Source organism: Lederbergia wuyishanensis (genome assembly GCF_022900255.1).
Taxonomy (GTDB): domain Bacteria; phylum Bacillota; class Bacilli; order Bacillales; family Bacillaceae_C; genus Lederbergia; species Lederbergia wuyishanensis.
Genome location: NZ_JALIRM010000001.1, coordinates 633,136 through 657,575, shown reverse-complemented (window position 1 = coordinate 657,575; position 24,440 = coordinate 633,136). Strand labels below are relative to the sequence as shown.

The 24,440-nt window shown below is 35.4% G+C and carries 23 protein-coding genes and 1 other annotated feature (1 of these 24 running past the window's edge); of the genes, 22 read left to right on the top strand and 1 reads right to left on the bottom strand.

The features are described from left to right. The first annotated feature begins 14 nt into the window (after nucleotides 1-14). Genes MT489_RS03260 through MT489_RS03245 form a run of 4 tightly spaced genes read left to right on the top strand, consistent with a single transcriptional unit; the run spans nucleotide 15 to nucleotide 2,723 of the window. The gene (locus tag MT489_RS03260; protein ID WP_244680061.1) at nucleotides 15-1,028 is read left to right on the top strand and encodes an ABC transporter ATP-binding protein; all 1,014 of its coding nucleotides are present in this window, start codon (nucleotides 15-17) and stop codon (nucleotides 1,026-1,028) included. Beyond that, nucleotides 1,025-1,411 carry a hypothetical protein gene (locus tag MT489_RS03255; protein WP_244680060.1) on the top strand — a complete coding sequence of 129 codons (387 nt, stop codon included), beginning with the start codon at nucleotides 1,025-1,027 and terminating at the stop codon, nucleotides 1,409-1,411. Before MT489_RS03260 ends, MT489_RS03255 begins: the two co-directional genes overlap by 4 nt. Continuing rightward, nucleotides 1,404-1,865, top strand: coding sequence for a hypothetical protein (locus MT489_RS03250; protein ID WP_244680059.1), 462 nt, complete (start codon nucleotides 1,404-1,406; stop codon nucleotides 1,863-1,865). The genes MT489_RS03255 and MT489_RS03250 overlap by 8 nt, the downstream gene beginning before the upstream one ends. 21 nt (nucleotides 1,866-1,886) lie before the next feature. Further along, nucleotides 1,887-2,723, top strand: coding sequence for a sugar phosphate isomerase/epimerase family protein (locus tag MT489_RS03245; RefSeq protein WP_244680058.1), 837 nt, complete (start codon nucleotides 1,887-1,889; stop codon nucleotides 2,721-2,723). A 31-nt stretch (nucleotides 2,724-2,754) separates the two neighbouring features. Here the strand turns inward: MT489_RS03245 and MT489_RS03240 are convergent, their stop codons facing one another. Continuing rightward, nucleotides 2,755-3,585: a phytanoyl-CoA dioxygenase family protein gene (locus tag MT489_RS03240; RefSeq protein WP_370876352.1), complete on the bottom strand. Its 831-nt coding sequence runs from the start codon at nucleotides 3,583-3,585 to the stop codon at nucleotides 2,755-2,757. A 145-nt stretch (nucleotides 3,586-3,730) separates the two neighbouring features. Between MT489_RS03240 and MT489_RS03235 the strand changes: the two genes are divergently transcribed. From MT489_RS03235 to MT489_RS03150, 18 genes are all read left to right on the top strand, one after another. After that, nucleotides 3,731-4,615: an AraC family transcriptional regulator gene (locus tag MT489_RS03235; protein ID WP_244680056.1), complete on the top strand. Its 885-nt coding sequence runs from the start codon at nucleotides 3,731-3,733 to the stop codon at nucleotides 4,613-4,615. 56 nt (nucleotides 4,616-4,671) lie between these two features. Continuing rightward, a complete protein-coding gene (locus MT489_RS03230) occupies nucleotides 4,672-5,118 on the top strand; it encodes a sensory rhodopsin transducer (protein ID WP_307415004.1) in 447 nt (148 codons plus the stop codon). Between the two features lie 27 nt (nucleotides 5,119-5,145). Continuing rightward, nucleotides 5,146-6,168 (top strand): Gfo/Idh/MocA family protein, encoded by a 1,023-nt coding sequence (locus MT489_RS03225; RefSeq protein WP_244680055.1) that lies wholly within the window; start codon nucleotides 5,146-5,148, stop codon nucleotides 6,166-6,168. Next, complete coding sequence (locus tag MT489_RS03220; protein WP_244680054.1) at nucleotides 6,165-6,989, top strand: sugar phosphate isomerase/epimerase family protein; 825 nt, start codon at nucleotides 6,165-6,167, stop codon at nucleotides 6,987-6,989. Before MT489_RS03225 ends, MT489_RS03220 begins: the two co-directional genes overlap by 4 nt. 6 nt (nucleotides 6,990-6,995) lie before the next feature. Next, nucleotides 6,996-8,390, top strand: a complete 1,395-nt coding sequence (locus tag MT489_RS03215; protein WP_244680053.1) for a sulfatase family protein — start codon at nucleotides 6,996-6,998, stop codon at nucleotides 8,388-8,390. Between the two features lie 84 nt (nucleotides 8,391-8,474). Beyond that, nucleotides 8,475-9,500, top strand: coding sequence for a Gfo/Idh/MocA family protein (locus tag MT489_RS03210; RefSeq protein WP_244680052.1), 1,026 nt, complete (start codon nucleotides 8,475-8,477; stop codon nucleotides 9,498-9,500). A gap of 117 nt (nucleotides 9,501-9,617) precedes the next feature. Beyond that, entirely contained in the window at nucleotides 9,618-10,535 is a 918-nt protein-coding gene (locus tag MT489_RS03205) for an AraC family transcriptional regulator (protein ID WP_244680051.1), read from the top strand. 26 nt (nucleotides 10,536-10,561) lie between these two features. Further along, nucleotides 10,562-11,746, top strand: a complete 1,185-nt coding sequence (gene sat / locus MT489_RS03200; RefSeq protein ID WP_244680050.1) for a sulfate adenylyltransferase — start codon at nucleotides 10,562-10,564, stop codon at nucleotides 11,744-11,746. Next, complete coding sequence (locus MT489_RS03195) at nucleotides 11,746-13,521, top strand: SLC13 family permease (protein ID WP_244680049.1); 1,776 nt, start codon at nucleotides 11,746-11,748, stop codon at nucleotides 13,519-13,521. Before sat ends, MT489_RS03195 begins: the two co-directional genes overlap by 1 nt. 14 nt (nucleotides 13,522-13,535) lie before the next feature. Beyond that, nucleotides 13,536-14,135, top strand: a complete 600-nt coding sequence (gene cysC / locus MT489_RS03190; RefSeq protein WP_244680048.1) for an adenylyl-sulfate kinase — start codon at nucleotides 13,536-13,538, stop codon at nucleotides 14,133-14,135. A gap of 269 nt (nucleotides 14,136-14,404) precedes the next feature. After that, nucleotides 14,405-14,929: a G/U mismatch-specific DNA glycosylase gene (mug, locus tag MT489_RS03185; protein WP_244680047.1), complete on the top strand. Its 525-nt coding sequence runs from the start codon at nucleotides 14,405-14,407 to the stop codon at nucleotides 14,927-14,929. A gap of 112 nt (nucleotides 14,930-15,041) precedes the next feature. Further along, nucleotides 15,042-16,073, top strand: coding sequence for a Delta(5) desaturase DesA (desA, locus tag MT489_RS03180; RefSeq protein WP_244680046.1), 1,032 nt, complete (start codon nucleotides 15,042-15,044; stop codon nucleotides 16,071-16,073). A 74-nt stretch (nucleotides 16,074-16,147) separates the two neighbouring features. Then, complete coding sequence (locus tag MT489_RS03175; protein ID WP_244680045.1) at nucleotides 16,148-17,290, top strand: sensor histidine kinase; 1,143 nt, start codon at nucleotides 16,148-16,150, stop codon at nucleotides 17,288-17,290. Continuing rightward, a complete protein-coding gene (locus tag MT489_RS03170) occupies nucleotides 17,287-17,886 on the top strand; it encodes a response regulator transcription factor (RefSeq protein ID WP_244680044.1) in 600 nt (199 codons plus the stop codon). The genes MT489_RS03175 and MT489_RS03170 overlap by 4 nt, the downstream gene beginning before the upstream one ends. A gap of 249 nt (nucleotides 17,887-18,135) precedes the next feature. Beyond that, the gene (locus MT489_RS03165; protein WP_244680043.1) at nucleotides 18,136-20,205 is read left to right on the top strand and encodes a bifunctional aldolase/short-chain dehydrogenase; all 2,070 of its coding nucleotides are present in this window, start codon (nucleotides 18,136-18,138) and stop codon (nucleotides 20,203-20,205) included. Between the two features lie 25 nt (nucleotides 20,206-20,230). After that, entirely contained in the window at nucleotides 20,231-21,715 is a 1,485-nt protein-coding gene (rhaB, locus tag MT489_RS03160; RefSeq protein WP_244680042.1) for a rhamnulokinase, read from the top strand. Nucleotides 21,716-21,947: 232 nt separating this feature from the next. Then, complete coding sequence (rhaA, locus tag MT489_RS03155; protein WP_244680041.1) at nucleotides 21,948-23,198, top strand: L-rhamnose isomerase; 1,251 nt, start codon at nucleotides 21,948-21,950, stop codon at nucleotides 23,196-23,198. 143 nt (nucleotides 23,199-23,341) lie between these two features. Continuing rightward, nucleotides 23,342-24,181: a DeoR/GlpR family DNA-binding transcription regulator gene (locus MT489_RS03150; RefSeq protein ID WP_244680040.1), complete on the top strand. Its 840-nt coding sequence runs from the start codon at nucleotides 23,342-23,344 to the stop codon at nucleotides 24,179-24,181. 52 nt (nucleotides 24,182-24,233) lie between these two features. Continuing rightward, nucleotides 24,234-24,440 (top strand) — a binding site (T-box leader); it runs 3 nt beyond the window's last position.

The window sequence follows — 24,440 nt, the reverse complement described above, 5'->3', positions numbered from 1 at the left end:
GGGCATCTATCAATATGGAAGATATTATTCTTGAAGTACAGTCGATGAAAAAGTACTTTCCTATTAAAAAAGGTTTTTTCAAAAGAACTGTTGGACAGATAAAGGCAGTAGACGATGTTTCATTTTATGTTAAAGAAGGAGAAACATTTGGTCTAGTTGGTGAATCCGGATGCGGAAAATCTACTTTAGGAAAAAGCTTATTGAGGGCGATTGAGCCAACGGAAGGATCGGTGAAATTTAAAAACCGGCATAATCAATTGGTTGATGTAATGGACTTGGACTATAGACAGTTACGAGATATTAGAAGGGATATGCAGCTAATATTCCAAGATCCTTATTCTTCATTAAATCCTCGGATGACAGTTCTAAGTATTATCGGCGAGCCGCTTATTTGTAATAAGTTAGCAAAAGGTGAGGAATTAAGAGATAGAGTAAAAAATTTAATGGAAATTGTTGGGTTAAATAGCCGTCATTTAGAAAGATATCCACATGCTTTTAGTGGAGGACAAAGACAGAGGATAGGTATTGCTCGAGCATTAGCTACGAATCCTAAATTTCTTGTTTGTGATGAAGCAGTTTCCGCCCTTGACGTTTCCATTCAAGCACAGATTATTAACTTACTAGAAGATCTACAGAAATCATTAAATTTAAGTTATTTATTTATTTCACATGATTTAGGTGTAATTCAGCATATTTCTGATAGGGTTGGTGTCATGTATGTAGGAAAAATGGTAGAAACAGCTACGTCAGATGAACTGTTTTCAAATCCGAAACACCCATATACAGAAGCATTGCTATCCGCCAAACCTTTACCGAATCCAAGGTTAAAAAAGGAAAGAATCATCCTAAAGGGTGAAGTGGCGAATCCAGCCAATCCTCCATCAGGATGTTATTTCCATCCTCGATGTCCGTATGCCCAAGAAATATGTAAAGTTCAAGCACCTTCTTTCAATGAAGTGAGTCCAGGGCATCACGTAGCATGTCACTTTGCAGGAGAATTAGATCTAAAAGGATCTGTTGCAATATGAACCCTATTCTTTTGGTTTTCATTTTTTTTATCATTGCCATCTTTTCAATTATGGCTGCTTCAGTATGGTTCATGAATGTCTTTACAAGAAAATATATCGGGGAAAAACATATGGTTCTTGAGGAGCTTACTAAAGGAGAAGTTCCTGAAATTTGGTCTAGGAAATATAAAGAAAAACAGAAGAAGTTCGAAAATAAAGGACAGTTGGAAAAAGCAAACAGAGTACAAAGTATAGCAATAAGGGATTATATGAAGAAACTAAATAAAATCGTTTCCTATATACAAAAAACAAGTTTAGTAGATAGTGAAGAAACTCGTTCATCGATCCTCTCCGAATTGGAAAAAACGCGGTATTGCTGGGAGGAGAAAAAAATTCATGAATGATAAGTTTCTTGGAAAGGGATGGATTTCTTATCTGCTCGTTATGTTACTGGGCATTATCACTTCTGGAATTGGATTAGTACTTTGGTTTTTTTTGAAAGATACTTTAATGATCATTTTACTTTATTACTCAATAGATAAATGGAAGGTACCGGCAGCTGATCAATTTAGCTTTTTAATACTCGGAATTCTTTGGATGGTGTTTGTTTTTATCGTGTTCCATTTCTATAACAAAGGCAAACAAAATGGTCAGTTGCTACAATTGTTTTTAATAATTACAGGTTGCCAATCCTTATTACTATTTATATGTGAAAGCATCATGATCATTTTAGACAAGGGAAAATTGTCCAATATATATTTACTAATTAGCGAGTTTTTAATTGGATCTATATTTATTTCCTGCTCACTTTTTATTAAAACAAAAAGAAAGAATCATAAAGTTTCTGCAAAATTTTAAAAAAGGAAGTAGGTTAAAAAAATGGATGTCGGTGTCGTATCAAGGAGCTTTCCTCAATTAAGTAATGAAGAAACTGCTAAGCTCTTGTCTGAAAAAGGTTTCAAATGGACCGAACTTTGTTTCTCTCAAACGGATTCAAATTATTGGGTGTATAACGGAATGTCGGATATGAAAAATTTTACGGATGAAGAAAGTATTAAAATAGTTGAGAGTTTTCGAAATGAAGGTATAGAAGTAAGTGCCATAGGGGTATTTACTAATCTATTAGAAACAAATGAAAAAGAAGCAGAGGAAAATCTTGCATACTTTGAACGATTAATAGAAATTGCGAGTATAAATAATGTTCCGTACGTATCCACCGAATGTGGTTTTATCCCAGGTAAGAGAGGCGTGAATGCAGATACATATGAAGCTGATTTTCAAAGAATTTTAGAAAATGTAAAATATCTAGCCCAAAAAGCAGAAAAATATAAAGTGTCAATTGCGATTGAACCATGTGTATTAGATATCATCCCTAGTGCAAAACGGATGGTTGATTTTATTAACCAAGTAGGTTCCGATCGTGTGAAAGTATTGTTGGATCCAGCTAATTTAATTGCCAATAATTCAGAGGAAGATATGTTTTCTTATTTATCTCCTCATATCGCCTATTTCCATGGGAAAGATCGAAAAGTAAATGATACGTATGGTCGAGCAATTGGAGATGGTGATATTAATTGGCCATTATTTTTACATTTGTACCACAAATATACAGAGGATGTTCCTTTTATTATGGAGTATGTAAATATCAATAATTTCTGCGATATCCGAGATCGGGTTCTCCATTTTAATGAAATGGCAGCGTTTCAATATAAATAAAGGGACGTCTTATAGACATCCCTTTACAAAATTACAGTTGTACTGCAGGCTTTTTTCTATAAACTACAGGGAAATCATCTCCAACTAAAATTTCACCAGGTTTTACTGTTACGAATGGCTCCATAGGATGTGATCCAGTTGGTTCGTAACGGACATGTCCAGGCATATAGTGGACTGCTATAGCTCGTCGCTTTCTTTGTGATGTATTAGGTCCGCTACCATGCCATGTTAGACAGTGATGGTAACCTACTTGACCTTTTTTAATTTCAAAAGGAACTGGTTCTATGCTAACCCCATCCGGCAATAATTCAGGGTTTGTATGGAGCGGTTTATAGTCAGCTGTGTTTTTTAAGTATTGTTGATGATCTCCCCATTTATGACTACCAGGAACCATCCACATACAGCCATTTTCAATCGTTGCATCGTCAAGTGCAACCCAGGCGCTAACAAGGTCTGCTGGTTGAATTATCGGCCATGCAGGATGATCTTGATGCCAGTCACCAGGTCCACCAAGCACTGGAGGTTTGTATTGTACTTGATCATGCCAGATTCGTAAAGTATCTGTGTTGCAAAGTTGCGCAACATCTTCACATAGTTTTTCATTGGCAGCGTGGTTTAAGTATGCCTCACTTGCCATCCACATATTTACAATCTGGACAACCGTATCTTTTTTAGCCATTTTCATCGCAAATTCTGAGTTATCTTTCATATCGCGATTCAAAACCGGTTTTTTTACAGATTTACCTTCCATTACTAAATCAAGTTGTTCACGAAGAATTTCTACTTCTTCATCATTTAAAATGACATCACCTTTGACAAAACCATTTACTTCAAATTCTTTTAATTGTTCAGCACTTAGCAATTTTCTCATCCTTTCAAGTTAAGGTTTGGCGATTCGTTAATTAGATGATAGCAACCGAGATACGACATGTCGTTAGAATTTTCAATAAAATCTTTGCACTTTTCACAGATGTTTAGTTACTAGATAAAAAATCTAGGAGATTAAGATGGACACAAATAATGAAGTAAATGTTGGGGTTCTTTCTACCCTTAAACCAAAAGTAAATTTTGCAAATAAAATGACAGCTAAACCAGGGCAAAGTTGGGGGCCACGCACTATTTCCGACTGCCAAATTATATTTGTGGAATCAGGAACAGCAACATTAACACTTGGGGCGAACTCTTATTCGATAAATGCTGGGGAATGTGTTTTTTATGGCGCGAATAGCCCACATAAGCTGGTTTCGTCTAATAGTAATCCATTTTCTTTTATGAGTATCCATTTTGATTGGAATGCTGAATCTCCGGAACCAATTCATCCACTTCATGGAATAAAGGATTGCCAATTAAATAGAAAAGTAGCAACTTACAAAATAAAAATAGATGAGCAAAGGGAAATTAATTTTCCTCATTATTTTGTCATGCCAAATATAGAAAGTTTATTTGCTAATATCGTTAAGGAATACCGATATGAAGAACCAGGCTTCACTTTTATTCTAAGAGGACTCGTTACTCAGTTAATTACACTAATCATTAGGAATGAAATAAACGGGAATCCGTCTTTAGGGGAAAGGAGAAAAATAGCTCCAGCCTTGGAAAGTATTAGAAAGCATCCTGAGAAAAATTGGACAATACAAGAATTAGCGGATATTAGTGGGTATCATCCAACTTATTTTACAAGCCTCTTTAAAGAACTAATAGGTTATTCTCCGAAACAATATTTAATAAATGAAAGAATCAAAAAAGCAAAACTTTTATTGTTAGATGCAAAAACAGTGGAGGAGGTATCTTTAAAGCTCGGCTATACAAGTATCCATTATTTTTGTAGAAATTTTAAATCGATTACGGGTTTAACTCCAACTGAATTTAAATTACAAAGTTTAGAGCTTTAGAAATATAGCTTTTTTATAAAATGGCCAAATTGACCATAAAATTGGCAGAATGAACAATGATGATTTTATTGTTCGAAGATAAAATGATTTTACAAAGGAAAGCGCTTGCAATAATTGTCGAAACGGAGGAGAAACATTTGATAGGAAAACGGACTTGGATTATACCGGATGGCTTTTTACAACCTAAAAGTACTGGTGATCAAATAAGTCATGAAGCTGTATGTGTATTGAATTTGACGGATGATTCAGCTGATATTCATCTTACATTATACTTCGAAGATCGAGAACCAATGGATCGATTTTTTTCCGAATGTGGATCTAATCGAACACATCATATTCGTTTAGATAAGATTAAGGACAGTGAAGGAAATGAAATTCCAAGAGGAGTTCCATATGCCATTAAAGTTGAAAGTAATGTACCAATCATCGTACAGCATAGTAGATTAGATACTTCTCAAGAGGCTCTTGCGTTATTTACAACTATGGGTTATCCGGCTAATTAATAAATAATCTTATTGGAGGATGAAAAAATGACGTTAAAAGTAGGGATTGTTGGAGTAGGAAACATTGGTAGTATACATGCATCGGTATACAAAGATAATCCAGAAACTGAAATTGTAGCTGTTTGCGATATTGTTAAGGAAAAAGCCGATGCTGCTGCTGCAAAATTTGGCGGAACTGCCTTTTACAGTGTTGAAGAGATGCTTTCTAGCAACATTCAATTGGATCTTGTCAGTGTTTGTACTAAGGGTGAAGAAAATGGAAGTGAGCATTTCGCACCAACGATGGAATTATTAAAAGCGGGTATTCCTGTTCTAGGTGAAAAACCAATTTCTAATAACATTGACGAAGGAAAACAAATGGTGGAATTAGCCAAGAAGAACAATGTTCCATATGCAGTAAATTTAAATCACCGTTTTACTCCTGCTGCTGAAAGAGCGAAGTCATGGCTTGAAAGTGGAAGATTAGGAAAAATCCATATGATTAATATGAGAATGTGGATTAACAATCCGGTAGAAAGCTCACCATGGTTTCACTTACGTGCGTTGCATCCTCATTCTTTCGATGTTATTCGATATTTTTGCGGTGATGTAAAGCGGGTTGCTGCTTTTATGATGAAAGGAGAAGGCCGCGAAATTTGGTCAAATGCCCAAGTAATTTTGGAATTTGAAAATGGTTCAATTGGTAACCTTGTCGGAAGTTATGATGCAGGTGCAAGCTATGGTCTTGAATTATGTGAAGTCGTAGGGTCAAAAGGTCGTTTTGTTTTAGAAGATGCTTGTGAACATTTAACTTTTTATCCTAGAAATAGCATTGAAACGGAAAAATTTAGTTATCTTGGAGGGATGCGCTCTTTCCCTGAAACATTTAAAAGTCGTATCAATTCTTTTGTTGATCAACTTGCTTCTAGTGTTACATATGACCGTGTAGATGGATCAGGTGAAGATGCGCTAAAAGCACAGCTCATCATTGAAGCAGCAATAAAATCTTGGGAGACTGGTACCATTGTAGATTTAAAAGAAGTAGGACTCATCTCAGGAGGGGTAAAATGATTAAACTTGGAGTGAACTCCGTTTTATTTAAGGATTTTGATTTTGCCACAGCTGCAAAACAAATTGCTGCATGCGGATATGACGGAGTAGAAATATCGGCCATTAAAGGCATGTGTGAGCACCTTGAGTTGGAGCGCTGGCAGGAACAAGCAGATGAATTACGTTCAATTGTAAAAGAAACTGGCTTGGAATTTTTGTCTATGGAAGTTGCTTCATTGGATGAGGAACGACTTACATTAGCTTTTGAAGCAGCTGCCGCAATTGGAATTCCAGTTGTCAATGTTGGGCCTGGAGGAAAATCAGGAGTAGAAACGGATTTAGAACATTCGATAGAAACACTTTACCGTTTATCGAAGAAAGCAGAAAGTTATGGGGTAACACTTTGCGTGAAGGCCCATGTAGGAAATGCCATCTATAATACTGAAACAACTCTTAGAGCGATGGATGAAATTTCTTCTTCTGCATTTGGTATTGATATGGATCCTAGCCATATTTATCGTGGTAATGAAAATCCAGAAGAAGAATTGCCAAAGGTATTAAGCAAAGTTAGACATATCCATATACGTGACTGCAAAGGGCGTTCCGCAGGACCTGGGCCAATTCAAAATCAGGCTTGTGGACGAGGGGATATCGATTTATTTGCTTATTGTAAAGTGTTGGTAGATGGAAATTATTCGGGCCCTGTTGTTCTCGAAGTGATTGGAGCAAATAACCATTCACTAGCTGACGTTTCGATTGTCGCTGCCGAAAGTTTTGGTTATTTAAATGCATGTTTAAAAGCACTTGGTGCAAGAGAAGCAAATATCGTTCAGAAAGGATAGGGTTAGATGAAAAAGAAAGCGAATATCATTCTTTTTGGGATTGATAGTCTTAGAAGAGACCGTATGAGTTCTTATGGGTACAACCGCTTGACAACTCCTCATATTGATAAATTTGCAAATGGTGGGGTTTTATTTGAAAACCATTTTAGCCCGAGTATTCCAACTACGCCAGGATATGCCTCAATGCTAACTGGAATGGATTGTTTCGGAACAGATGTTGTCGCACTCAGGCATAAAGGGCCTCTAGGTAATCATGTGAAAACACTACCTGAAGTGCTCGGTGAGAATGGATATAATACAACTTGCGTAGGTTTCACAGGCAATCCCTCCTCTAGAGGATTTCAAAAATATATAGACTATGAAGGATGGGGACCTGATGAAACAGGCAAATGTCCAAAAGCGGAAAATTTAAATAACGTTGCGATTCCCGAATTAAAAAGATTAGTGAATGAAGATAAACCGTTTTTCCTATTTTTAAGACATATGGATCCTCATTCCCCATATTTGCCTCCAGAACCGTATGAACGAATCTTTTATGATGGAAATGAATGTGATCCAAACAATGACTCATTAAATAAGTTGAAAGAATTCAAACCTTTTGCTGATTACATCACTTCTTGGCTCCCAGAAGGATGCACAGATGCAGAGTATGTAGATGCACAATATGATGGTGCCATTGCGTATATGGATGCATGCATTCAAAACATATTTACAACTGTAGAAGCACTTGGAATTGAAGAAGAAACATTAATCATAATTACTTCTGATCATGGCGAAACATTAAATGAGCATGAATGTTATTATGACCATCATGGTCTTTATGAAAATACATTAATGGTGCCATTGATTATGAAATACCCAGGAAAACTTCCAGAAGGAAAAAGAATTTCAAACTATTCACTTATTAAAGATATAATGCCAACAGTTTTGGAACTTCTTGAAATTGAAACTGAAATTTCCTTTGATGGACGAAATCTATTAGACCTAGTTTCCGAGCGAGAAGAAGTTCAACAAGTTTCAGATTTTTATATTACTGAGTGCACTTGGATGAGGAAGCACGGGTGGCGTACTCCAGAATGGAAATTGATATGTTCGTTAGAACCAGATTTTCACTTCAAGCCTGAAATAGAACTTTATAATCTGATTAAAGATCCTAATGAATTGAAAAATGTTGCAGACCAAGAGCCTGAAATCGTCAATTTGCTCATGGGAAGAATGAATAAATATATCGCTAAAAGAGAAGCTGAAACCGGGAGAACGAACCCAATGTATACAAATTTAAATTGGCATGGAAGTGATCATGGTCCATTCAAAACTTCCCAAGATGCATATGATTCATTGTATATAGGATCAATTAGTACCGCTCAGAAGCTTCAAGCAAAAGATAAAGAAAAAGTTTAAGAAGAAAATGCTTCGAAAGAGTTACTTTCGAAGCATTCTCATTAACTTTAGAAAAAGTTAGCATATTGGAAAGGAGAGGACTACTTGATTAAAGTTGCTGTAGTTGGTGTAAATCATATTGGGAAGCTTCATTGTCGTTATTATCAAGAAAATCCTAATTCTCAATTAGTAGCCGTTTGCGATTTAAATAAGGAATTAGCAGAAAAAGTTGCTGCAAGTTATGGTATTTCAGCCTATTCAGATATAAAAATGATGCTAAAGTCTGAAGAAATAGATGTAGTAAGTGTTGCAACTGGTGGATTTGAAAATGGTTCCCATCATTATGAACCAGCAATGATTGCAATGGACTTTGGAAAAGATGTATTAGTTGAAAAGCCCATATCTAACAACATTTCTGAAGCTAGAGAAATGGTTGATTTTGCCAAAAAACAAAAGGTGCGTCTAGCCTGTAATCTTAACCATAGATATGTTCCAACTGCTTATAAAGCTAAAGAATGGATCGATAATGGAGATCTGGGGTCGCTTCTATTTATAAATATGAAACTAACAATTAGAAATCCAAATGAAACTAGTCCTTGGATTCATTTAAGAGCTTTACATCCACATTCTATTGATGTCATGCGTTATTTTTGCGGGGACATAAAAAGAGTGCAAGCATTTATGACAAAAGCACCGGGGAGAACTGTTTGGTCGACTGCATCCATCAATATGGAGTTCTTTTCTGGAGTGGTTGGTCATTTAACAGGAAGCTATGACATGGATAATAGACATCCGATTGAATTTTGTGAAGTAGCAGGGACAGAAGGAAGATTCATCATAAATGACGTATATAATGAAATGACCTTTTTTCCTCATAATAACTCGGAATTGAGAGTTTACAGGAATTCTGTTCTTTCAGGAATCAATGGGTTTAATGAAACTTTTAAAAATCGTATCAATACATTTTTACAAGAAATAAAAGATCAGGTTTCTCCAGATGATATTTCTGGTTCAGGAATAGATGCATTGGCCGCCCAAGAGGTCATTGAAGCCATCATTCTTTCTCAAAAGGAGAATGGGAAAGTTATTGAAGTAAACAAAATTAAAGAAGAAGGAAAACAACTGCTTTGAATTAGCTGAATGTTATTAATATTCATTTGGATTAGCATTATGAGAGCCCCTTTCAAAAACTAGTGAGGACACCAATTACTCATATTTCAAGTGAATCAATTCATAGGAGGAGTAACAATGAGTACGATGAGATATCAGAGTAGTGAGTACATGAAGACAAAGGATTTCCCTTTCTGGATTCAAAGATTCCGCCATGATTCTACTAATGTACCACCAGCTCACTCACATGAATTCATTGAACTAGTGTTTGTAATACAAGGTAATGCCAAACACGTTTTTGAAGGTCAATCGTATACAATTAAAACAAATGATGTTTTTATTATTAATCCCGGAGAAGTCCACACTTTTGAAGTGGAGAAGAATAAAAGCCTTGAAATTATTAACTGTTTATTTTTACCAAGCTTAATTAAAGATTCTTGGTTAAAAGAATTAGGCGTGTCGCAGTCAATGGATTATTTCTATATTCATCCATTTTTAGATCGAAATGAACGATTTCATCATCTCTTAAATTTAGATGTTAATTATTCCACTAGATTTCTATCTTTATTGGAAGGGATGATGCATGAATACAATAGGGAGAATTCCTGTTATTCGACTTTAATACGCCTGCAGATGGTTGAATTATTAATTTTGCTTTCTCGTATTTATAATGAAAGAAATTCTATTTCGGAAAATACTTATACACCGGAAAGCAGTAATAGCATTTTGGTTCAACGCATTTGCGGCTACTTATCTAGAAATTATGACCAAAAGGTAACGATCCAAGATCTTTGCCATATTTTTAATATAAGTCCTCGGCATCTTAATAGACTATTTAAACAAGAAACGAAGAAAACAGTTATTGAAATGTTACATAGTATTAGGATTGAAAAAGCAAAACAATTCCTTGTAGAGACTGACGATAAGGTAATAGATGTGGCAATTCGAGTTGGATATGATGATTCTGCTTTTTTTAGCAAATTATTCCGTAAAATGGTCGGTTGCTCACCTGGAAAATATAAAGGAAATATGAACGTAAATATAGTCAAGGTCTAACATTTGTAATAGAAAGGAGTTTATTAATGAGTGTCCACGCATTGCACTATCATCCTAACATCAAGCCACATGGTGGAGTATTAATTAATAGAGAAGTTAGTGAATCAGATAGAGACATCCAATTGAAACGAGCTTTACAATTGCCTGCATTAGTTGTTTCTGAATGGACTATTTCTGATTTAGAATTAATTGCAATTGGTGGTTTCAGTCCTTTAACAGGGTTCATGAAACAGTCAGATTATCTTTCTGTTATTAATAAAATGCGACTTGAAAATGGCCTTATTTGGAGCATCCCAATTACACTACCAGTTCCATATGATAAGGCTTCTTTATATTCAATTGGCCAAGAAATTGCTCTTAAAGGACAAGATGATGTAATATACGCCATTTTAAAACTTGAAGATAAATATTCATATGACAAAGAAGAGGAAGCCCGTTTAGTATACGGCACGACAGATAACGCTCATCCTGGTGTCAAAAAGTTATATGAACAAGGGGAAATATATTTCGCCGGACCTATTACGTTACTAAATAGACCGAAACATGGAGAATTTGCTGCTTATTATAAGGATCCTCTCCAAACGAGGGAAATGTTTGCAAACCTCGGTTGGAAAACGATCGTTGGTTTTCAAACACGCAACCCTGTACACCGGGCACATGAATATATTCAAAAAATTGCTATGGAAAATGTCGATGGCTTGTTATTAAATCCGTTAGTGGGACAAACAAAATCAGATGATATCCCAGCAGACATTCGTATGAAGAGCTATGAAGTATTAATAGACAACTATTATCCTAGCGATCGTGTGCGGTTGGTCATTTATCCTGCTGCCATGCGGTATGCAGGTCCGAGAGAAGCAATTTTACATGCACTGGTTCGGAAAAATTACGGATGTACACATTTCATTGTAGGACGTGATCATGCTGGAGTTGGTGATTATTACGGAACATATGAAGCACAAGAATTAATTAGCATCTATGAAAGAGAAATTGGAATGACAATCCTTAAATTTGAACACTCTTTTTATTGTAAAAAGTGCGAGAATATGGCTACAGCTAAAACCTGTCCTCACAGTAAGGAACATCATCTACATTTAAGCGGTACTAAGGTGAGAGCTATGCTAAAGGATGGTATAAAGCCGCCTAAAGAATTTTCTCGTCCGGAAGTGGCAGAAATTTTAATTAGTGGACTTCGTGCCAAAAGTGAATAATGACAAGTGAAATAGGATTTGTCTTACTCATTCTAATTTTAATGTTGCTAGGTCTAGTTTTTGAAATAACTAGGCCAGACATTATTCTTTTTTTCACTTTATCATTACTTTTACTATCTGGAATAATAACTACGGAAGAAGCTCTTAAAGGCTTTTCAAATGAAGGAATGCTTACAATAGCGTTACTTTTCATCGTAGCTGCTTCCATTCAAAAAAGTGGTATAGCGGATAGGGTAATAAGGAAACTTTTAGGGAGTAGTAACTCAATTAGGTGGACACTTTTTAAAATTCTTACGCCAGTTACTGCATTCTCAAGTGTTTTAAACAATACACCAATCGTCGTTACTTTAACTCCAATCTTAAGAAAATGGTGTGCAGATCATCAACTATCACCTTCAAAGTTTTTAATACCATTATCATATGCAACTATTTTAGGTGGAACATTGACATTAATCGGAACATCAACAAATCTAGTTGTTCACGGAATGTTGCTGGATGCCGGAAAGAAAGGGTTCTCGTTTTTTCAAATCGGTTTTGTAGCATTTCCTGCCGTTTTTTTTGGATTGCTTTATATCATTTTGTTTGGGTATAAGCTACTTCCGGATCATAAAGACCTGCTGGATAAAGTAAATGAGCATAGTAAAGAATATATTTCACAAATGGAAGTTGATGCAGATTTTCCTTTTTTAAACGCATCTGTTGAAACTGCCGGGCTTAGAAGATTGAAAGGATTATTTTTAATTGAAATTATTCGTAAAGATGAAAAAGTGTCCCCTGTTAAATCAACGACAATAATAAGAGAAGGGGATAAACTCATTTTTACCGGTCTTATTTCTACTATAGCGGAATTACAAAAAATTAAAGGTCTGCAACTAAGAACAGACTCTGACTTTTCCTTAGATATGTTAAAGAACGGAAACACTCAGCTTATAGAAGCTGTTGTATCTCATCATTCTTCTCTATTATATAAGAAGATACAAGATTCTAATTTTCGCAGTAAATTTGATGCGGGAGTAATAGCAGTACATAGGCATCGTGAAAGGATAAAAAGCAAAATTGGAGATATTACTTTAAAGCCAGGGGACACTCTATTACTTTTATGTGGTCCAGATTTTGATAAAAAAATTAGTCAATCAAATGATTTTTATGTCACTACCCCTTTAAAGACTCCTTCATTATTAGAGGACCAGCGTAAGGGCCTATTATCACTGTTTTTACTTTTAACCATGATTATGCTAGTTACATTAAATATTCTTTCAATGTTAAAGGCAATGATATTGCTAGTAATTTTATTGTTATTGTTAAAAGTGATTACGCCGGAGGAAGCAATAAAATCATTACATATTCCTGTGTTACTATTAATAGCTTGTGCATTTGGAATCGGAACAGCCTTATTGGAAAGTGGAACCGCTTCATTTTTGGCAGGGGGCATGGTACATTTAGCAAAGCCTTATGGAATTTTAGCTGTCATCGGTGTTCTTTATCTTGTAACTAATTTACTCACGGAAATCATTACTAATAGTGCGGCTGCGGTCATAATGTTCCCTATTTCATTAGAGATGGCTCAGCAGATAGGGATAGACCCTATACCATTAGTTCTTGCCATTACGATTGCAGCGTCAGCAAGTTTCTCAACACCAATAGGTTATCAAACAAACTTAATCGTTTATGGACCAGGGGGATATAAATTTATAGATTACGTTAGAATTGGATTCCCATTAAATATAATCGTTATGCTTTCGACTATTCTGATGATCTACACTTTTTGGATATAGAAAGGGGATTATGAATGAAATCAACGAATGTTACATGGCATGATCAACATGTAAGCAAAAATGATAGACAATCATTGCACGGACATAAAAGCACTATTATATGGTTTACAGGCTTATCAGCTTCAGGAAAATCCACACTTTGTGTTGAAATTGAAAAAAGATTATTTGCATTAGGATTGAGCACATATATACTAGATGGTGATAACATAAGGCATGGCCTTAATAAAAATTTAGGATTTAGTCCAGAGGACCGTTCGGAAAACATTCGTAGAATTGGAGAAGTATCTAAATTATTGGTAGATGCAGGAGTTATTGCTTTAACAGCTTTCATTTCTCCATATCGAAAAGATCGTGAACTTGTCAGAAATTTGGTCGATCAACATGAATTTATTGAAGTTTACGTAAAATGTAGCATAGAAGAATGTGAAAGAAGAGATCCTAAAGGATTATATAAAAAAGCGAGACTAGGGGAAATAAAGGACTTTACAGGTGTTACTGCACCTTACGAAGAACCTATTAATCCCGAAATAATAATAGAGAGTGACAAACAAACAATTGAAGCATCTGTAGAGAAAGTTATACAATATTTAAAGGATCATCAATATATAGAGTAGAAAAAATTATCTTTAAAAATATCCTTAATTATGGTAAATACTTTTTCCATAATTAAGGGTATTTTTTACATCTACTTATTTAAAAAATGATTTTTTTAAACTTCACTTTTGGCGCTTAAATTTTTTCGGGCAGTACACAATTCCTAACGCATAAAGTGTCTGCGGAATGTCAATTAACCTTATTTTTCTCTCCTTAGTCTGTCGCCATAAAAGTTGAAAAACAATTATTACCTTAACAGAGAAAAAACAACATAAGGAAGGAGACTTTCATGAAACCTATTCCTGACCATATAAAAGAAAATTTAGACGTCCTCTTCGTTGGATTTAATCCAAGTATTCGGTCGAGTGAAACCGGACATCATTTTGCTAATCCAACAAACCGTTTTTGGTCAATATTATACAAAGCCAAGATTACAGATAGAAAATATTTACCGACAGAGGACGAAAAATTACTTGATCTCGGTTATGGTTTTACCAACATTGTTGCAAGACCAACTAAAAATGCACAGGAAATTTCTTCAGATGAGTATCGGATAGGGAGAGACGAGTTAAAAGCTAAAATAGCAAAATTTCAACCGAAGATCGTATGTTTTGTAGGAAAAGGAGTATACCAACAATATAGTGGTAGAAAGAAAGCTAGTTGGGGAAAGCAATCAGAATCAATCATTCCTGGGGTAGTTGACTTTGTCGCTCCTTCATCTAGCGGTCTTGTTAGAATGGGTATTGATGATATTGCGGAAATTTATTCCGAGATACCACGATTAATTGATATGATAAATTTCCACCATGAATAACAAGTTTAAAAACCATGATATTTATCATGGTTTTTGTATGACATTTATGCCTTCAAAGATCATTTTCTTATGTGTATGATTATATACAAAGACGATAGAAGGAGATGCTTAAATGTCTAAACTTGATCCGAAAATATTGAGAAAGCAAATTGCTCCTTATGAGAAATCAAATACAAAAAGCAGTATAAGACAAGTTATTAATACGCTTTTGCCATTTTTTTCACTTTGGGTTCTAGCTTTTTACTCACTTTCATTTTCCTATTTATTAACTATTGCGATTTGCGTTATTGCAGCTGGATTTCTAGTTCGAATATTCATCATATTTCATGATTGCTGCCACGGCTCCTTTTTTAAAAATCGTCGTGCCAACAATATTCTAGGAACTATTACAGGTATTCTTACTTTATGCCCATATGAACAGTGGAAGCATAGCCATTCTATTCACCATGCTACTAGTAGCAATTTAGATAAGAGAGGAACTGGTGATGTTTGGGTTCTTACAGTCGATGAATACACGGAAGCATCAAGAATGAAAAAGTTAGCTTACCGTTTATATCGAAACCCTTTCGTTATGTTTGTTCTCGGTCCCATCTATATATTCCTAATTTCATACCGTTTTAATACAAAAAATGCTAGAGCAAGAGAGCGTAGAAACACATATATTACGAATATTGCAATTGTTGCCATTGCTGGTTTATTGTGTTGGGCAATTGGATGGCAAGCATTTCTGCTAGTTCAAGGACCGATTTTCTTAATATCTGGTTCATTAGGTATATGGCTTTTTTACGTACAACACCAATTTGAGGATTCATATTTTGAAAATCAAGATGAATGGGATTATGTAAAAGCTGCATTGGATGGTAGTTCGTATTATAAGCTACCAAAAGTCCTTCAATGGATTACTGGAAATATCGGTTTTCATCATGTACACCATTTAAGCCCGAGGGTCCCGAATTATTACCTCGAGGAAGTTCATAATAATCATAAACGCTTACAAGAAGTCCAAACAATAACAATTAAAACAAGTCTTCGTTCACTTAACTTTCGACTTTGGGATGAACAAGGGAAAAAGTTTATTGGCTTTAAAGAAGTGAAAAGACTTGAAAAAAATAAGAAAAAGAAAAGTACAAGCATTCTTGCATAAGCAAATAAACCGATGTAGCTCTGTTGTGATATGATAACAAGGAGCTACATTTTTTAATAAAACGAGGTATTTAAATGAAAAAGAAGTACTTATCATTCCTAAAAAGTTCAGGGATTAACCCTTATATATGGAGTATTTTTACCATATTGCCTTTCTATTTTATTTTTCAGTCTTCTTCAACGATTGAGATTATAGTTGGAATTGTGTTAACTATTGTCTTTTTAATCATCTACAGACTTGCATTTATATCAAAAAAATGGCCGGTTTATCTCTGGACTAGTATTTTAATTGCGATTTCCATTACAATGACAATCATATTTCAATTTATTTATTTTGCATTTTATATTGCTTATTATAATGGAAACATAAAAAATCGAATCGCCTTTTTAACCTTATATATTATTCATTTAGTTTGTACGACTTTCTCTATTAATTATAGCTTCGTTATGAAAAATGATTTATTTATAAAACAACTGCCATTTATTATCATTATATGGATAAGTGTCATCCTCCTTCCTTTTAATTTATATAACCGCAAGAAGCAAGAACAACTCGAACAGCAACTCGAATTTGCAAACAAAAGAATTGCTGACCTCGTAAAACAAGAAGAGAGGCAGAGAATCGCTAGAGATCTTCATGATACTTTAGGTCAAAAGCTTTCCCTTATCGGATTAAAAAGCGATTTAGCTAGAAAATTAGTATACAAAAATCCTGAAGAAGCGAGAAATGAATTACGAGATGTCCAGCAAACTGCAAGAACCGCTTTGAATGAAGTTAGGAATATGGTTTCGCAAATGCGTGGGATTCGAATAAAGGAAGAATTAGTTCGTGTTAAACAAATACTGAAAGCTGCAGAGATTGATTTAATCATTGATGGAAATTGTAAATTATCCAATGTCTCGTTATTTTTAGAGAACATACTAAGTATGTGTATGAAGGAAGCTGTGACCAATGTTGTTAAGCATAGTAAAGCAACGGTATGTAAAATATCCATTGAGCAATCCAAAAATGATATTTGTATAAAAATTGAAGACAATGGAGTAGGAATAGCTGAAAAAGATTTATCAAAAGGGAATGGATTATTAGGAATGAAGGAACGTTTAGAGTTTGTTAACGGAAACCTTGAAATTAATAGCAGTACAGGGAGTACAGGGACTTTAATTAACATGACTGTACCACGGGCAAAAAAGTTAACGGATAAGGAGGAGTTGATATGATTAGAATTGTAATAGCCGAAGACCAGCGAATGATGTTAGGAGCATTAGGCTCACTACTAAATTTGGAAGAAGACATGGAAGTAGTGGGAAAAGCCAATAACGGAGTAGAAGCTATTTCTCTTGTACGAAAATATCAGCCCGACATATGCATCATGGATATTGAAATGCCTGAAAAAACAGGGTTAGAGGCAGCTGAGGAATTAAATGGATTGGGATGCAAAGTGATTATTTTAACCACTTTTGCTAGAACTGGGTACTTCCAGCAAGCAATTAAAGCTGGAGTTAAAGGCTACGTATTAAAGGATAGCCCCAGTGAAGAACTTGCTGAGACAATTCGCAGTGTTATGGCAGGTAAAAGGGTCTATGCTCCTGAGTTAATGGACGATTTATATAGTGAAGAAAATCCGCTAACAACTAGGGAAAAAGCTGTCCTCGAACTAGTAGCAGATGGAAAAAACACAAAAGAAATCGCAGATCAACTTAGTATTAAAGCTGCAACGGTCCGGAATTATATATCACAAATCTTGGATAAACTTGAAGTAACAAACAGAATAGAAGCCATTACTCACTCAAGGAAAAAGGGATGGTTCAAATAAAATGATTCCTAGCGACCTGAGAGTTTATCAATCGCATTTTTTTATATCATTCGATCAACCAATATAATTTTATATAATCCACCAAAAAGACGGAATCAAATTTTCCCGTCTTTTTTTATTTGTATGATGATGAATTATTTCAGTAATATATGCTGATTTACAAAAACAAACCAAAGTTAAATAAACATATTCAAAAATAAACAAATATAGTATATAATAAAACAAACAATAAAAATATGGAGGGGCAGAATGGTAAAAAATTTATGGGATCATGACTTCACTTCACAGTTACCTCAAGGTGTAGAGGAACTTGTTTATCGTTCAAATTTAATTGGTTCAGACCGTTCCGTTTGTAACTGGGGCGGCGGTAATACTTCTATGAAAACAGTAGAAAAAGATTTTCGCGGGCGCGATATCGAAGTTATGTGGGTGAAGGGAAGCGGCTCCGATCTTGCCACTATGAAATCTAAAAACTTCACAGGATTAAAAATGGAAGAAATAAGACCATTGATTGAGAGAGACGAAATGTCCGATGAGGAGATGGTTTCTTATCTTGCGCATTGTATGATCGACAGCAGGCATCCTCGTGCATCCATCGAAACATTGCTGCATGCATTCTTGCCATTTAATCATGTGGACCATACCCATCCAGACGCAATCATTAGCATTTGCTGTGCAGATAACGGTAAGGATATTGCGAAGGAAATTTATGGTGATCGCTTTGTATGGGTTCCATATATCAGACCAGGTTTTACACTTTCGAAAATGATCGCTGAAGGGGTAAAAAACAATCCTAACGCTGAACTTGTATTAATGGAAAAACACGGGCTTGTTACTTGGGGAGAAACATCCCAAGAGTCATATGAAAAAACACTTTCGATCATCAATCAAGCTGAAGATTATATTCAGCGGATGATTAATGAAGAAACGATTTTTGGTGGACAAAAATACATAACATTACCAAAAAGTCATCGTTTGCAAATATTATCTGAAGTAATGCCAGTCATCAGGGGAGAAGTCAGCAAGGAAAATAAGATGATTCTGTCTTTTGATGATGCACATGACATTCTGCAATTTGTAAATAGTGGAAATGCTAATGAGTTGTCTCAAATAGGTGCTGCCTGTCCTGATCATTTAGTTCATACGAAACGTACACCTCTTTATATTGATTGGAACCCTCAAGTGGACGATGTAGAAACATTAACAACTAGAATTATAGAGGGGATAGGTGATTTCAAATCAGAGTATGCAGAATATTTCAACAGAAATAAAAGCGAAAATGACCAAATGTTCGAAGCCGCTCCAAGAGTTATTCTCATTCCCGGGATTGGAATGGTTAATACAGGAAAAACATTAGCAATGGCAAAAGTAAGCGGAGCTCTTTATCACCGAGCCATCGCTGTAATGAAAGGTTCAACGACACTAGGAAGATTTGTCTCCTTAAGTGAAAATGAATCATATAACGTTGAATATTGGCCTCTTGAATTATATAAACTAACACTCGCTCCACCAGAACTAGAGTTTTCTCGTAAAGTTGCATTTATTACAGGTGGTGCTGGAGGAATTGGCAGTTCAACAGCTCGCCGACTTGTTTCTGAAGGCGCCCATGTCCTCATCGCCGATTTGAATATAGAAGGTGCAAAAAAACTAGCAACAGAAATAAATGAATCATTTGGCGAAGGAAGAGCACATGCGATAAAAATGGATGTGACAAGCGAAGCACAAGTCAAATCAGCTTTTGCAAACTCTGCGTTAATATATGGAGGGGTGGACATTATTGTCAATAATGCAGGACTTGCTACTTCTAGCCCTTTCGATGAAACAAGTATAGACGAATGGAACTTAAATATTAATGTTCTTGGAACAGGATATTTTCTAGTTGCTCGCGAAGCTTTTAAACAGATGAAAAAACAAGGAATCGGAGGAAATATGGTTTTCGTCGGTTCCAAAAACTCATTATATGCAGGTAAAAATGTAACAGCATATAGTTCGGCTAAAGCTCTTGAAACACATTTAGCACGATGTATTGCAGCTGAAGGTGGAGAATTTGGAATTCGAGTGAATTCTGTGTTACCTGATGCAGTTTTACAAGGTTCAGCCATTTGGGATTCAAGTTGGCGTGAAGAACGGGCTGCAGCTTATGGAATCCACCCGAATGAACTTGAGGAACATTATAGAAAACGGACAACTTTGCAAGTTAATATATACCCTAACGATATTGCAGAATCAATTGCATTTTTTGCATCATCGAAAGCCGAAAAAACGACGGGTTGCATGATAACGGTTGATGGTGGGGTTCCAGCAGCGTTTACAAGATAGAAATCATTATTTGGAGGTGAAAATAATGCTCCATATTGCCGTTGATATAGGCGCATCTAGCGGACGTTTAGTCGCAGGGAAAGTAGAAAATGAAACGTTAGAAATTCAAGAGATTCATAGATTTTCAAATGGGTTTAAGAATAGAGATGGGACTTATTACTGGGATATCGACCATCTTCTATATGAAATTTTATATGGATTATCACTTGTAAAATCGATGGGTTATGAAGATTGCACATTAGGAATCGATACGTGGGCAGTAGATTATGCGTTAGTTGGTAAAGATGGGAAGCGACTTCAGGATGTTGTTTCCTATCGGGACCATCGTACAGATCATTCTATTGAAAAATTCACAAAAATTATTTCGAAAGCAAAAATATATGAAAAAACAGGAATACAATTTCTACCATTCAATACCATATATCAGTTGTATGAAGAAAACAAAAAATTATTGAATGACGCAAACAAAATTTTAATGGTACCTGATTATTTAGGATACAGATTAACAGGAAAAGCTGTTACAGAAATGACCAATGCCTCGACCATGCAATTAATGAATATTGAAAATAGAACATTCGATATGGAGTTACTAGATACAATATCGGTTAAAGCAGAGCAATTTGGAAATCTAGTTAATCCCGGGACCACTCTTGGCAAATTACGAAATGATTGGTTTCCAGAGTTGGAATTACCTAGTTGCACGATTATTAGTGTTGCTTCTCATGATACCGCTTCCGCCATTATTGGAACACCGGGACAAGGAAATAATTGGGCATATATTAGCAGTGGTACTTGGTCTCTTCTTGGAATGGAACTTGATTCCCCGGTGATAAACGAAGCGTCTTTTGTAGGAAATTATACGAATGAATGGGGAGCGTTTGGAACATATCGGTTCTTAAAAAACATAGTGGGAATGTGGATATTACAAGAAGTTCAGCGTAATTTGCCAGAAGAGTATAGTTTTGAAGAGCTCGTATTAGAAGCAAAACAAGTATCTGCATTCGAACAATTTATAAATTTTGATGACCAACGTTTTTTAAATCCAGAAAATATGATTACTGAAATCCAAGCCTTTTGTATCGAAACGAACCAAACCGTACCCAAATCGGCAGGTGAACTTGCTGCAGCTGTTTTTTATAATTTAGCAATAATGTATGCGGTTGCATTACAAGATTTAGAGTCAATCGTTGGCAAAAAAATTGATAGACTCCATATAGTAGGTGGAGGATCACAAAATGAGTTCTTAAACCAATTGACTGCTGATTTAAGTGGAAAAACTGTATTCAGCGGGCCTGTCGAAGCAACCGCAATTGGAAATCTGTTGATGCAACTTATTTCCATTAACAATATTGATAGCTTACAAGACGGAAGGATACTCGTAAGCAAGTCATTTGAGATAAAAGAATATAAACCGCGTCCCAAGTACAGTACAGAGGTCATTCAGCTTTTTAAGGAAAAAGTTTTCAAGAATAAAAGCAATGAAAATGACACTTTAAAAAGTTCATCCTGACTATGTTCAGTAAAAGTGGGTGGTATGGCCATGAAGAATCACCCATCGTGACCGAAACCAGGAGAGGGCACATTGAACCTTCCATCTTAGCCTTAAAAGGAAATAACAAAGCGGTAAGGGCACTCTGAAATTATTTTACCGTTAAAGCAATGGAACTTTTAGCTAATCATAAGAAGGACCAATGCAAAGAAACATAAACTAAAGAAGCAAAAATAGAGAGGGGATCCAATTAATGATTCGTGAAAATTATGATATGGCAAAAAAAGCGTATGAAAAATGGGGCATAGATGTTGAGAATGTATTGGAAACTTTAAAAAAGGTTCCAATTTCAATCCATTGTTGGCAAGGTGACGACATTTCAGGATTTGAAGTAAATCAACGCGAACTGTCTGGTGGTATTGATGTAACCGGGAACTATCCAGGTAAAGCTACAAATCCAGATGAACTGAGAATGGACTTAGACAAAGCTCTATCTTTAATACCAGGAAAACATCGAGTTAATTTACATGCAATCTATGCTGAAACAAATGGCATAAACGTTGATCGGAATGAAATCGAACCAAAGCATTTCGAAAACTGGGTAAATTGGGCAAAAGAAAGAGGTCTTGGTTTAGACTTTAATCCGACTTTATTTTCTCATGAAAAGGCTGAAGATGGACTTACTTTATCACATCCTGATGAAGAAATACGTCAGTTTTGGATTGAACATTGTATTGCAAGTAGAAAAATTGGTGAATATTTTGGTAAGGAACTTGAGTCGCCATGTCTAACAAACATTTGGATTCCAGATGGTTATAAAGATATGCCAAGTGATCGACTAACACCGAGAAAAAGACTGAAGGATTCTCTCGATCAAATTTTTGCTGCAGATGTGGATGAATCTCTTAATATTGACGCTGTTGAAAGTAAATTGTTTGGAATTGGCTCTGAAGCGTTTGTTGTTGGATCTCATGAATTTTACCTTGGCTATGCATTGAAAAACAATAAATTATGTTTACTAGATACAGGGCATTTCCATCCTACAGAAACGGTATCTAATAAAATCTCGTCCATGCTTTTGTTTAGCGATCAATTAGCTTTACATGTTTCCCGTCCTGTTAGATGGGATAGCGATCATGTTGTCACATTAGATGATGAACTTAGGGAAATTGCACTCGAAATTGTTAGAAATGATGCCCTTGATAAAGTTTTGATTGGACTAGATTTCTTCGATGCTAGTATTAACCGTGTTGCAGCTTGGACTATCGGTACGCGCAATATGATTAAAGCAATGCTTTACGCACTTCTTACACCTAATGAATATATGAAACAACTACAAGAAGATGGGAATTATACTGAAAGACTGGCACTAATTGAGGAGTTTAAAACCTATCCATTTGGTGCAATTTGGGATTATTATTGTGAAATGATGAAGGTTCCTGTTAAAGAAGCTTGGTTAAATGAAATAAAAACCTATGAAGAAACAGTATTATCAAAACGATAAAAAATAAGCTTTAAATATCAAAAGTATTACTACTTCGGGACGACTCTATATAAAATAGTCGTCCTTACTTTTTATAGAATAGTTGTGTTATAATTTCGTTATCACAGACAAACAAAAACAAACAAAAGTCAGGGGCGTTTGCGTTGCTCGTAGCAGAAAGACATAAAAAAATAGTAGAACTCGTGAACCAACGTTTAAGTATTCGCGTATCCGAATTAAGCGATATCTTTTCAGTGACAGAAGAAACGATTCGTCGTGACCTCGAGAAGTTAGAAAGTGAAGGAAAACTTCAAAGAAGTCACGGCGGGGCCGTTAGTATACAAGAACCCGATTCTGAAATACATTTTTCAGAAAGGGTTACAACAAATGTTCCCGAGAAAAAAGCCATAGCAAAAGAAGCTGCTAAACATGTTAATAACGGTGATCGAATTATTCTGGACGCAAGTACAACAGCATGGTATATGGCAAAGGAATTACCAAACATACCTCTTACTGTTTTGACAAACTCCATTAAAGTTGTGATGGAGCTAAGCAAAAAGGAAAAAATTGAAGTAATTTCAACCGGGGGCAAGCTTCTTTCCAGATCACTATCATACGTAGGACCTTTAGCAGAACAATCGATTTCAAATTATCATGTCGATAAAGCGTTTATATCTTGTACAGGAGTGCATTTTCAAGATGGACTTAGTGACTCAAATGAACTACAAGCATTACTGAAAAAGCAAATGATGACTAGAGCAGAACGCGTTTACTTAATGGCGGATTCGAGTAAGTTTGGGAAAAGGGCGTTTTCACAAATTCTCCCGCTAAACGAAGTGAATGTAGTCATTACAGATAAAAAAATTGATCCACTTGCAAAACAAACATTAGAAGAAAATGACATTTCTGTCGTAACTACTCAATTAATAAATATTCCAGAGTCTCAAGACAGAAAAATACCAATCATAAAAGGGAAAAATCAAAAATTAAGACTTCGTCGATGAATCAGTACTTGATTTGTACATTTTTTTCATCTATACTTACAAAAAATATATAGTCATTTCGATGAAAAAGAGAGTAATTATGGAGTGTTTTGTAGCGAATTAGGGATGGTGTAAGCCTAATAGATAAACCATAATGAAGCGCACTTTTGAGAAATATACCTGAAACGATACGTAGGGTAATATCGGGGTGGACCCCGTTATCAATTTAAGAAGGTTCTTATGAACAATCAGAGTGGTACCGCGGGTAAATCTCGTCTCT

Coding starts and splice junctions, on each gene's coding strand:
- MT489_RS03255 (WP_244680060.1), top strand. CDS start 1,025: ATGAACCCTATTCTTTTGGTTTTCATTTTTTTTATCATTGCCATCTTT.
- MT489_RS03205 (WP_244680051.1), top strand. CDS start 9,618: ATGAGTACGATGAGATATCAGAGTAGTGAGTACATGAAGACAAAGGAT.
- MT489_RS03220 (WP_244680054.1), top strand. CDS start 6,165: ATGATTAAACTTGGAGTGAACTCCGTTTTATTTAAGGATTTTGATTTT.
- rhaA (WP_244680041.1), top strand. CDS start 21,948: ATGATTCGTGAAAATTATGATATGGCAAAAAAAGCGTATGAAAAATGG.
- mug (WP_244680047.1), top strand. CDS start 14,405: ATGAAACCTATTCCTGACCATATAAAAGAAAATTTAGACGTCCTCTTC.
- MT489_RS03235 (WP_244680056.1), top strand. CDS start 3,731: ATGGACACAAATAATGAAGTAAATGTTGGGGTTCTTTCTACCCTTAAA.
- desA (WP_244680046.1), top strand. CDS start 15,042: ATGTCTAAACTTGATCCGAAAATATTGAGAAAGCAAATTGCTCCTTAT.
- MT489_RS03215 (WP_244680053.1), top strand. CDS start 6,996: ATGAAAAAGAAAGCGAATATCATTCTTTTTGGGATTGATAGTCTTAGA.
- MT489_RS03165 (WP_244680043.1), top strand. CDS start 18,136: ATGGTAAAAAATTTATGGGATCATGACTTCACTTCACAGTTACCTCAA.
- MT489_RS03170 (WP_244680044.1), top strand. CDS start 17,287: ATGATTAGAATTGTAATAGCCGAAGACCAGCGAATGATGTTAGGAGCA.
- MT489_RS03250 (WP_244680059.1), top strand. CDS start 1,404: ATGAATGATAAGTTTCTTGGAAAGGGATGGATTTCTTATCTGCTCGTT.
- rhaB (WP_244680042.1), top strand. CDS start 20,231: ATGCTCCATATTGCCGTTGATATAGGCGCATCTAGCGGACGTTTAGTC.
- MT489_RS03230 (WP_307415004.1), top strand. CDS start 4,672: ATGATGATTTTATTGTTCGAAGATAAAATGATTTTACAAAGGAAAGCG.
- MT489_RS03245 (WP_244680058.1), top strand. CDS start 1,887: ATGGATGTCGGTGTCGTATCAAGGAGCTTTCCTCAATTAAGTAATGAA.
- MT489_RS03260 (WP_244680061.1), top strand. CDS start 15: ATGGAAGATATTATTCTTGAAGTACAGTCGATGAAAAAGTACTTTCCT.
- cysC (WP_244680048.1), top strand. CDS start 13,536: ATGAAATCAACGAATGTTACATGGCATGATCAACATGTAAGCAAAAAT.
- MT489_RS03195 (WP_244680049.1), top strand. CDS start 11,746: ATGACAAGTGAAATAGGATTTGTCTTACTCATTCTAATTTTAATGTTG.
- MT489_RS03225 (WP_244680055.1), top strand. CDS start 5,146: ATGACGTTAAAAGTAGGGATTGTTGGAGTAGGAAACATTGGTAGTATA.
- sat (WP_244680050.1), top strand. CDS start 10,562: ATGAGTGTCCACGCATTGCACTATCATCCTAACATCAAGCCACATGGT.
- MT489_RS03175 (WP_244680045.1), top strand. CDS start 16,148: ATGAAAAAGAAGTACTTATCATTCCTAAAAAGTTCAGGGATTAACCCT.